Source organism: Staphylococcus sp. GDY8P85P, assembly GCF_017892405.1.
GTDB lineage: Bacteria > Bacillota > Bacilli > Staphylococcales > Staphylococcaceae > Staphylococcus > Staphylococcus borealis.
Window position 1 is genome coordinate 82,587 of sequence record NZ_JAESLA010000071.1, and the last position, 9,820, is coordinate 92,406.

The window sequence follows — 9,820 nt, forward strand, 5'->3', positions numbered from 1 at the left end:
AATGACAAGAACATTATAGGTTACATAAATGCTTTCATTGCTCAGTGAATTGATGCAAATGATGTTTAAATTTGAAAGTTATTTTAGTCATTAATTCCTTTATTAATTTTCAATAAAAGAACCAATATTTCTAAATTTCGTAAATCTGTTTTCAACGAGTTCATCACTACTTAATGATTGTAATTGTTCTAATTGATTAATGAAGGCCTTTTTAATTTCAACCGCTTGTTGCTCTACATTATTATGTGCACCACCTAATGGTTCATCAATAACGTTGTCTATCACTTTTAAATGATATAAATCTTTTGCAGTGATTTTCATCGTTTCGGCAGCCATTTTAGCTAATGAACTATCTTTCCATAATAGTGCTGCGGCCCCTTCTGGAGAAATAACAGAATAAGTACTATTTTCAAGCATCATAATTCTATTTGCAATACCAATGCCGAGTGCGCCACCACTACCACCTTCACCGATGACAATTGCTATAACAGGTACTTTTAATGAAGCCATCTCTACTAAATTTCTAGCAATAGATTCACTTTGACCTCGCTCTTCAGCAGCTTTACCTGGATAGGCACCTTTAGTATCTATAAATGTGAAGATAGGTCTATTAAATTTCTCAGCTTGTTTCATTAATCTTAAGGCTTTACGATATCCCTCAGGATGAGCCATCCCAAAGTTACGGTAAATATTATCCTTAGTATCTTTACCTCGTTGTTGGCCTATTACTGTGACAGGTGTTCCATTCAAATAGCCAATCCCACCTATCATCGCAGGGTCGTCTCTAAAATTACGGTCACCATGTAATTCAATAAACGAATCAAAGATATACGGGATATAATCTAACGTTGTAGGTCTTTCTTGAAGACGCGCAATTTGTACTCTATCCCATGGCTTGAGATTGGTATATATTTTTTTAGTTTCTCTTTCAAGTGATGCCTCAAGTAAATCAATTTCATCCTGTAAATCGACATCATTTTTTTCTTGAGATTGTTTAAGTGATTCAATTTTATTTTTTATTTCAAAAAGTGGTTTTTCAAAATCAAGCATCTTTTTTCACCTCTTGGTGCATTTTTAATAACTGGGCAAGTGTATCTTTCATTTCTTTACGATGAACAACTTTATCTAATTGTCCATGTTCAAGTAGAAACTCTGCAGTTTGGAAATCATCTGGAAGTTTCTCATTGATAGTTTGTTCAATGACACGTCGACCAGCAAATCCTATTAATGCTTTAGGCTCACTTAAATTGATGTCACCAACAGATGCAAAGCTTGCAGAAACACCACCAGTTGTTGGATGCGTTAAATATGAAATGTAAAGTAATCCCGCATCTGAATGTCGTTTTAAGGAAACACTCGTTTTACCCATTTGCATTAACGAAATAATCCCCTCTTGCATTCTTGCACCACCACTTGCAGAAAATAAAATAAACGGTAGTCTATGTTCTGTAGCGTAATCTATAATTCGACATATTTTTTCACCAACAACGGACCCCATACTTCCCATTCTAAATCTAGCATCCATAACTGCAACACCAAATTCAATACCCTCTAATTTGGCAGTACCAGTCACAACAGCCTCACTTAAATCTGTTTTTTGTTGATCTTTTTCAATTTTCTCTTGGTAACCAGGGAAGTCTAATGGATTTGCTGATGTCATACCTTTATCGAATTCAACGAAACTATTCTCATCAGTAATTGCTTCAATTCTCTTGTAAGCAGGCAATGCAATATGATGATCACAGTTAAAGCATACATTCAGATTTTCATTTAATTCTTTTGTATACATTATTTTTTTACATTTAGGACATTTTGTCATAATGCCTGCTGGTACTTCATTTTGTTTTGAGTCTTGGACTGTTAAATATTTTCGCTTTTTACTACTGCGATTAAAAAAGTCTTTAAACATTCGTAAACCTCCACCTAACCATACAACATTAATTGTTTACATTCTGAAATAATAATATCGAACATAAAAGATGAGCGAGACATTATGGATACGTTATATCATAATGTCTTAATTATACATGTCTATGTTTCTATATAAAAATCGTTGCCCTTCTAGGTTATTTCAAATCTGTTAATTGCATTGTTTTATCATAAACCGCTTGTGGATCAACCTCTATTCTTGCTACACCAGTTTCCATTGCCGCTTTAGCAACTTCTCGTGCAACTGAAGGTGCCACTCTTTTATCGAAAGGCCCAGGAATACAATAATCTGGGTTGAGTTCATCAGCTTTTATTAAATTCGCAACTGCTTCAACTGCTGCTTTTTTCATATCTTCATTGATATGTGTTGATTCAGTATCTAAGGCGCCTCTAAAAATACCCGGGAATGCTAATACATTATTAATCTGATTTGGGAAATCTGAGCGCCCTGTACCTACAACTTTAGCACCCGCTTCTTTTGCATCATTTGGTTTAATTTCTGGATCAGGGTTAGCCATTGCAAATATAATTGCGTCATCAGCCATTGATTTAACCATGTCTTTAGATAGTAAGTTGGCAACTGAAACACCTATAAATACATCAGCATCTTTAATTACATCTTTTAATGATCCTTCAATCTTATCTTTGTTAGTGAATTTAGCAACATAATCTTTAGTATCATTCATACCATACGAACGTCCTTCAAAAATGGCACCTCTTGAATCGCACATGATCATGTTTCTAACACCATAAGAATCTAACAATTTAACTATTGCAATGCCTGCTGCACCTGCACCATTTAACACAACTTTGATATCGGATAAGTCTTTATCTACAATTCTTAACGCATTGATTAAACCTGCCATCGTCACAATTGCTGTACCATGTTGATCATCATGAAATACTGGAATGTTTGTTTCTTTTTTAAGACGCTCCTCTATTTCGAAACATCTAGGTGCTGAAATATCTTCTAAATTGATACCGCCGTAGTTTGGTGAAATTAATTTTACAGTTCTAATAATTTCTTCAGGGTCTTTCGTATCTAAAGCAATAGGTACACCGTTAATTCCGGCAAAACTTTTAAATAGAACAGCTTTACCTTCCATAACTGGAATACTCGCTGATGCGCCTATATTACCTAAACCTAGTACCGCGGTACCATCAGTAACGACCGCTACGGTATTTCTTTTAATTGTGTAGTCGTATACCGTTCTTGGATCTTCATGGATTTCTTTACATGGCTCTGCTACACCTGGTGAGTAGGCTAAACTTAACTCTTCTTTATTAGTAACTTTAATATTAGGTGTTATTTCCAACTTACCTTGATTTTCTTTGTGCATTTGTAATGCATCATCTCTTAAAGACATTAAATCAACCCCTATTTATTTACTAATATACCGACAATTTAATCAGTATAATGAATTTATATACGCTTTATTTAAAATTTTTTAACATAAAATAAACTGATGACTTTATTTTATAAATCATCAGTTTACTATATCATAATTTTTTTAGACATAAAAGTTATAAAATTCTAATATCACTCGGTTTAAACGCTTTAATAAAGTTTGTAATCGTATCTGGTGTTTTAGTCAAACTTCCTAAATAATCAAGTTTACCAGTCTGTTCGTTATATATATTAACATGAATCATTTGGCCATTATGTTCTGCATTAAGTTGCTGTTTTATAGCTTCTATGTGTTGAATGTTTCTCAAAACTATCTGTGTGGCTTCATTAATTTTAGTTGATTCAAAATGCTCAACTGAATCCATTTGATTTATAATGAGTTGCAATTGTTGGTTTCTCTTCTCAAATTTCCCCCACACAATATACATTTTCTTCTCGTTTAATTGTGTTTCATAACGTTTGAACTTATCCGGAAACAGAACTGCATCCATAACATGACGGCCATCATTAAGAACTAAAAACGCCATATTTTGACCATTTTTTGTTCTTATCTGTTTAATTTGATCCACTTGAATTAAGATCGGTTTGTGATTTAGGACATTACCTAGTGTATAGATTCCTAAATATTGCTTTTGCTTGAATTGCTTTTCAACTGGATGATTGGAGATATAAAAACCTAGATATTCCATTTCATAATTACTAATCATTTGATCACTAAATTCTTCTTTGTCAGTGTAAGATTGCTTTGGTGTTAACATGTCTAACAATAAATTATTTTGTTCTACATCTGATACTTCATCTAACACTTGATCAATGGCACCTACTAATGTTGCACGTGTTTTTCCAAATGAATCAAAAGCACCTACTAGTATTAATGATTCAAGTAATCTTTTAGTTTTAATGCGATTCGGTATGCGTCTAGCAAAGTCAAAGAAATCTTTATATTTACCATTTTCATATCTTTCATCTACAATTGATTTCACGCTTTGATAACCAACACCTTTAATGGCACCTAAAGATAGATAAATATTGGATTGAGTAGCCTTATAATACCAATGACTTTCATTAATATTAGGTGGTAAAATTTTTAATTGTTGATTTTTAGCTTCGTCAATGATAGCAGCGGTTTTGGCTTCATTTCCAACCACATTACTTAAGATATTTGCATAAAAATAATTAGGATAATGTACTTTTAAATATGCCATAATATAAGCAATTTTAGAATAGCTTACTGCATGCGCTCTAGGGAACCCATAGTCAGCAAATTTAAGTATTAAGTCAAAGATTTGTTTACTTATTGTTTTATCATAATTATTTTTCATCGCACCTTCGATAAAGTGTTGTCTTTCACTTTCTAAGACAGCTCTATTTTTTTTGCTCATTGCACGGCGTAATATATCTGCCTGACCATAACTAAAGCTCGCAAACTTACTTGCTATTTGCATAATTTGTTCTTGATAGATGATAACGCCATACGTATTTTTAAGTATAGGAGCTAAATCAGGATGTAAATAGTTAATTTCACTTTCGTTATGTCTTCGTGAAATATATGTTGGAATTTCTTCCATAGGTCCTGGTCGATAAAGCGAGGTAACTGCAACGATATCTTCAAAATGCTCAGGTTGTAATCTTTTCAAAACCTTTCTTACGCCATCTGATTCAAGTTGGAAAATACCAGTTGTATCGCCTCTAGACAACAGTTTAAACACAGTGTCATCATCAAATGGTATAGATTCAATCTCAATAGAGATGTTTAAATCTTTTTTCACTTGAGTCACAATTTGATGAATAATGGATAAATTTCTCAATCCTAAAAAGTCAATTTTAAGTAAACCAATGCGCTCTGCTTCTGTCATCGTCCATTGCGTTAGTAAACCCGTGTCTCCTAATGTCAACGGTGCATAGTCATATAATGGTTGATCATTAATAATAATACCTGCTGCATGCGTAGAAGTATGTCTAGGTAATCCTTCTAATTTTTTACTCAATTCAAACCATTTCTCATGTCTATGATTTCTATGTACAAACTGTTTAAATCGCTCATCTTCATACGCCTTGTCTAATGTTATTCCAAGTTGATGAGGGATTAATTTAGAAATCTCATTTAATGTCGTATCATCAAAGCCAATAATACGGCCCACATCTCTTGCAACTGCTCTAGCTAATAGATGCCCAAAAGTTACGATACCTGAGACACGATGGTGTCCATATTTGTCTTGTACATATTGGATGACCTTGTCTCTTCTTGTATCTTCAAAATCGATATCAATATCTGGCATTGTCACACGTTCTGGGTTTAGAAATCGCTCAAATAGTAGGTTGAATTTAATAGGATCGATGGTTGTGATACCTAGCAAATAGCTTACTAGAGATCCTGCTGAAGAACCACGTCCAGGTCCAACCATTACATCATGTGTTTTAGCATAATGAATTAAATCACTTACAATCAAGAAGTAGTCTTCAAAGCCCATTTCCGTAATAACCTGATATTCATGATTCAACCTTTGGATATAACGTTCATCTTGATGTAATCCAAACTTCTGTAAACGCGATTGTAATTGAGACCATAAATACTGTTTAGAGGAATTACCTGATGGCGCATCAAATTTAGGTAGTAAATTTTGATGATATTCTATATTGGCATTACACATATTGGCCAATTCGAGTGTATTATCCCACACTTCTGTCGATACATTTAATGACGCTATCTCATTTTGATTCGGAAAATGTTCTCCCATGCTTTCAGTTTCATGAACTAAATCCAATTTAGTGTTGTTTTTAATTGCCTCAAGCGCAGGTATGGTTTCTACATCTTCTTCATTCAAATAACGCGCATTTTCAAGCCAAACTATTTTTAATTGGTTATAAAAAGTTATATCACTTGAATGATTAATATATACATAGTCGTGATCACTGAAATGATCAATAATGGCATAATGTGATTGATCTGCTTGTTTAAAAATAATTGCCAAATTGCTTGCATAACGTTTTAACCAATCAATAGAGATGACATCTTTTTGTTTCATCTTTATTGCAGAAGAGAGTTGGTACAGTGACTTTAGGCCATCATTATTCATCGCCAAAATCACAGTTTCTATTGTATATAAACCATCCGTTACGTGTGCGGTCATTCCAAAAATTGGTTTAATATTGGCTTTTATACAAGCATCATAAAATTTAGGGAAGCCATATAAAACATTAGTGTCAGTAATTGCTAACGAATCATAGTGATTATGTTGTGCTTTTTTGACTACATCATTAATTCTCAAACTAGAATTCAATAAATCGTAGGTTGTATGAAGATTTAAGTGTGCAACCATTGATGACTTCCTTTCTAAATTTTATAATTTTTGGCGTAATGCTTGCGCTAAGTCTTCAAATTCGTCCCAACTGTATACAGATACACCTGACGCATTAGGGTGTCCTCCACCACCAAATTGATTAGCGATATCATTAATAGTAATCCCTTTTGAGCGAATGCGGCATCTAATTTGATCCCCTTCGTCTACACCAAACATCCATATTTTCAAACCGCTAATATCTGCTACAGTATTTACAAATTGAGATGCTTCGTTGGGTTGGATATTAAATTGTTTTAATACATCATTTGTAATTCGAATTTGACAATATTCATGGGACTCTGAAAGCTCAAAATGCTGCAAAATATATCCTTGAAACGGCATTAATTTAGGATCTTTTTCTGACATCTTATTTAGCTCAGCATTATGATTAAATGGAAATGCTAATAATTGACTTGCGACTTCCATCGTATGCGTCGATGTATTACTGAATAAGAAACGTCCAGTATCACCCACTATACCTAGGTATAATACACGTGCGACATGTTCATCGATAATGCTAAGATCATTAAAATGAGTAATAAAATCAAATATAATTTCACTTGTTGATGATGCTTCAGTATTAACATAATTGATTTCCCCATATTGATCGATTGCCGGATGATGATCGATTTTAATTAATGCTTGTCCGTTGCCGTATCTTTGGTCATCAATACGAGGCGCATTAGCTGTATCACAGACAATGACTAGTGCATCGTTGTATACATTATCTTCGACTGTATCTAACTCTCCTATAAATGATAAAGATGGTTCTCCTTCACCAGTTGCGTATATGTTTTTTTCAGGAAACTTACGTTCAAGATATAACTTCAATCCGAGTTGAGAACCGTAAGCATCTGGATCGGGTCTTACGTGTCTATGAATAATAATTGTATTCGCTTCTTTTATTTTGTTCATAATCTCATTAAAAATTTCTACCATTGTAAAATCTCCTTTTAAAAATATTTCTTTTAAAATTAATTATTTTGCATATCTTCGAACATCTGACAAATAATCATTGCATTCGCTACTTTATCATTACCGCTTAACATCGTGACTTCTAATTTAGCAAAATTACGTCCAACATCAAGCATATCGTATTCTACGCTTATAGATGCTTCGATAGGCACTGTTTTAATATAAATAATGTTCAAACTTTCAATCATTACATCGACTTTTTTATATTTACGTAATTGGTGTTTAATTGTCTCTTCAATAATTGCAACGAAGACGGCTTTACTGAGTGTACCGTACTGATTAGTCAATAATGGAGATACTTCCACTGAAATAGCATTTTGGGCAATTGTGATATGTTTTGCTATCTGATCATTAATGGTCTCACCTATTTGAGGTTGTCTGCCTATTAGTTGCATTGCTTTCAAAACATCATCTCTCGTAATGACACCTATCGCTTTTTTATTTTGTGTTACTGGCAATATTTCAATACCTTCCCAAATCATAATATGTGCACAACTCGCTACTGTTGTGTTTAATTCCACATTGATGGGACGTTTAGTCATCACCTTAGCAATCGTATCATCGGCATTCATTTGAATAACTTCTTTACTCGTAACGATACCAACTAATCTCCAATCCTTATCTACAACAGGAAATCTTGAATGTCCAGTTACTTTTGCACGTGATTTGTAATCTTTTATTCCCATCTCATCAAAAACAACTGTCATATCATTAATCGGCTTTACGATATCTTCTACGATTAGAATTTCTTTTCGAATCATTTGGTTATACATCGCTCTATTAATAATATTTGCTACTAGAAATGTATCATAATTTGAAGATAGGATTGGTAAATCATGTTTATTGGCATAATCAATAATCTTTTGAGTGGTTTTAAAACCACCTGTAATCAGTACGCCACTCCCTCTTTTTAAAGCTTCTAATTGAACATCTGGTCTATTCCCAACAATTAAAAGTGTATGATGACTTAAATACTTAACGACATCTTTAAGTTCCATAGCGCCAATCGCAAATTTAGAAACACTTTTCGATAATCCATTTTTACCACCAATGACATCGCCATCAATTATTTTTAATATTTCTTTGAACGTCAAATTTTCAATTTCTTCTCGGTTCTTTTTATCAATACGTACTGTACCAACTCTATCTATGGTAGTTACTAATCCGAGTTGACCCGCATCTTTAATAGCTCTATATGCTGTCCCCTCAGATACTTTCATTACTTTGGCAACTTTCCTGACAGAAATTTTTTGGCCAACATTTAATGATTCTATGTATGCTATGATTTGTTCATGTTTAGTCATTGAAATACCTCTTTATAATGTACAGTGTTTTATCTATTATAACTTTTTAAGCCAAAAAAATCGATTTACAAAATGTAAATTCATCCGTCTTAAATAAGCATAATGAGTTTGTTTTTTTATTAAATATTAAATCAAGTTATGTAAATTAAATATTTAATTATTTTAATTATATACATTGGTAAAATTAAAATATTTTATATATAATTGAATGTGAGGAGGGATGACCTATGTATAAAAATATTTTATTAGGTGTAGATACTCAATTAAAAAATGAAAAAGCGTTAAAAGAAGTATCAAAATTGGCAGGTCCAGATACTGTAGTAACTATTTTAAATGCGATTGGTGAGCAAGATGCCCAAGCATCAATTAAAGCTGGTACACATATTAATGAATTGACTGAGAAACGTAGTCGATTATTAGAAAAAACACGTACTACTTTAGAAGATTACGGCATTGATTACGATCAAATCATTGTACGTGGAAACCCTAAAGATGAATTAGTAAAACACGCAAATAGCGGTAAATACGAAATTGTTGTATTGAGTAACCGTAAAGCTGAATCACAGAAAAAATTCGTACTAGGAAGCGTAAGTCACAAAGTAGCCAAACGTGCTACCATCCCTGTATTAATTGTAAAATAGTTAGTAAACTGTTTGAAATAAAAATTAAATTACTAGGGAGCGGGACAGAAATAAAAAATTCGTTGTCCTCCCCACCTGGTTTTGTTTGTAGAATTTCTTAGTGACGTTCTTTTCGCCGGGGTCTGGCTGTTAAGCAGCGCTAGGTTTGAAAAGCTTGATATACGTATATTTTCAAATCAGTTACCAACTACCAAAATGATAATGAGTCCGGGACATAATGTT

The 9,820-nt window shown here is 33.1% G+C and carries 7 protein-coding genes; 1 reads left to right on the forward strand and 6 read right to left on the reverse strand.

Annotated features, from left to right (window positions below; genetic code table 11):
* Positions 1–102: 102 nt before the first annotated feature.
* The 6 genes from KA828_RS12585 to KA828_RS12610 all read right to left on the reverse strand — a co-directional run bounded on the left by KA828_RS12585 (position 103) and on the right by KA828_RS12610 (position 8,957).
* Positions 103–1,050 carry an acetyl-CoA carboxylase carboxyltransferase subunit alpha gene (locus KA828_RS12585; RefSeq protein WP_075108958.1) on the reverse strand — a complete coding sequence of 316 codons (948 nt, stop codon included), beginning with the start codon at positions 1,048–1,050 and terminating at the stop codon, positions 103–105.
* The gene (gene accD / locus KA828_RS12590) at positions 1,043–1,909 is read right to left on the reverse strand and encodes an acetyl-CoA carboxylase, carboxyltransferase subunit beta (protein WP_075108959.1); all 867 of its coding nucleotides are present in this window, start codon (positions 1,907–1,909) and stop codon (positions 1,043–1,045) included. Before accD ends, KA828_RS12585 begins: the two co-directional genes overlap by 8 nt.
* Positions 1,910–2,066: 157 nt before the next feature.
* On the reverse strand, positions 2,067–3,296 hold the full coding sequence (ystJ, locus tag KA828_RS12595) for an NADP-dependent malic enzyme (protein WP_210126330.1): 1,230 nt from the start codon (positions 3,294–3,296) through the stop codon (positions 2,067–2,069).
* A 157-nt stretch (positions 3,297–3,453) separates the two neighbouring features.
* Entirely contained in the window at positions 3,454–6,657 is a 3,204-nt protein-coding gene (locus tag KA828_RS12600) for a DNA polymerase III subunit alpha (RefSeq protein WP_210126331.1), read from the reverse strand.
* A gap of 21 nt (positions 6,658–6,678) precedes the next feature.
* A complete protein-coding gene (locus KA828_RS12605) occupies positions 6,679–7,617 on the reverse strand; it encodes a DHH family phosphoesterase (protein ID WP_075108962.1) in 939 nt (312 codons plus the stop codon).
* 35 nt (positions 7,618–7,652) lie between these two features.
* Positions 7,653–8,957: a DRTGG domain-containing protein gene (locus KA828_RS12610; RefSeq protein ID WP_075108963.1), complete on the reverse strand. Its 1,305-nt coding sequence runs from the start codon at positions 8,955–8,957 to the stop codon at positions 7,653–7,655.
* 227 nt (positions 8,958–9,184) lie between these two features.
* On the opposite strand from KA828_RS12610, the gene KA828_RS12615 reads away from it, so the two are divergent.
* Positions 9,185–9,598, forward strand: coding sequence for a universal stress protein (locus tag KA828_RS12615; protein WP_053029619.1), 414 nt, complete (start codon positions 9,185–9,187; stop codon positions 9,596–9,598).
* The last annotated feature ends 222 nt before the right edge of the window (positions 9,599–9,820 follow it).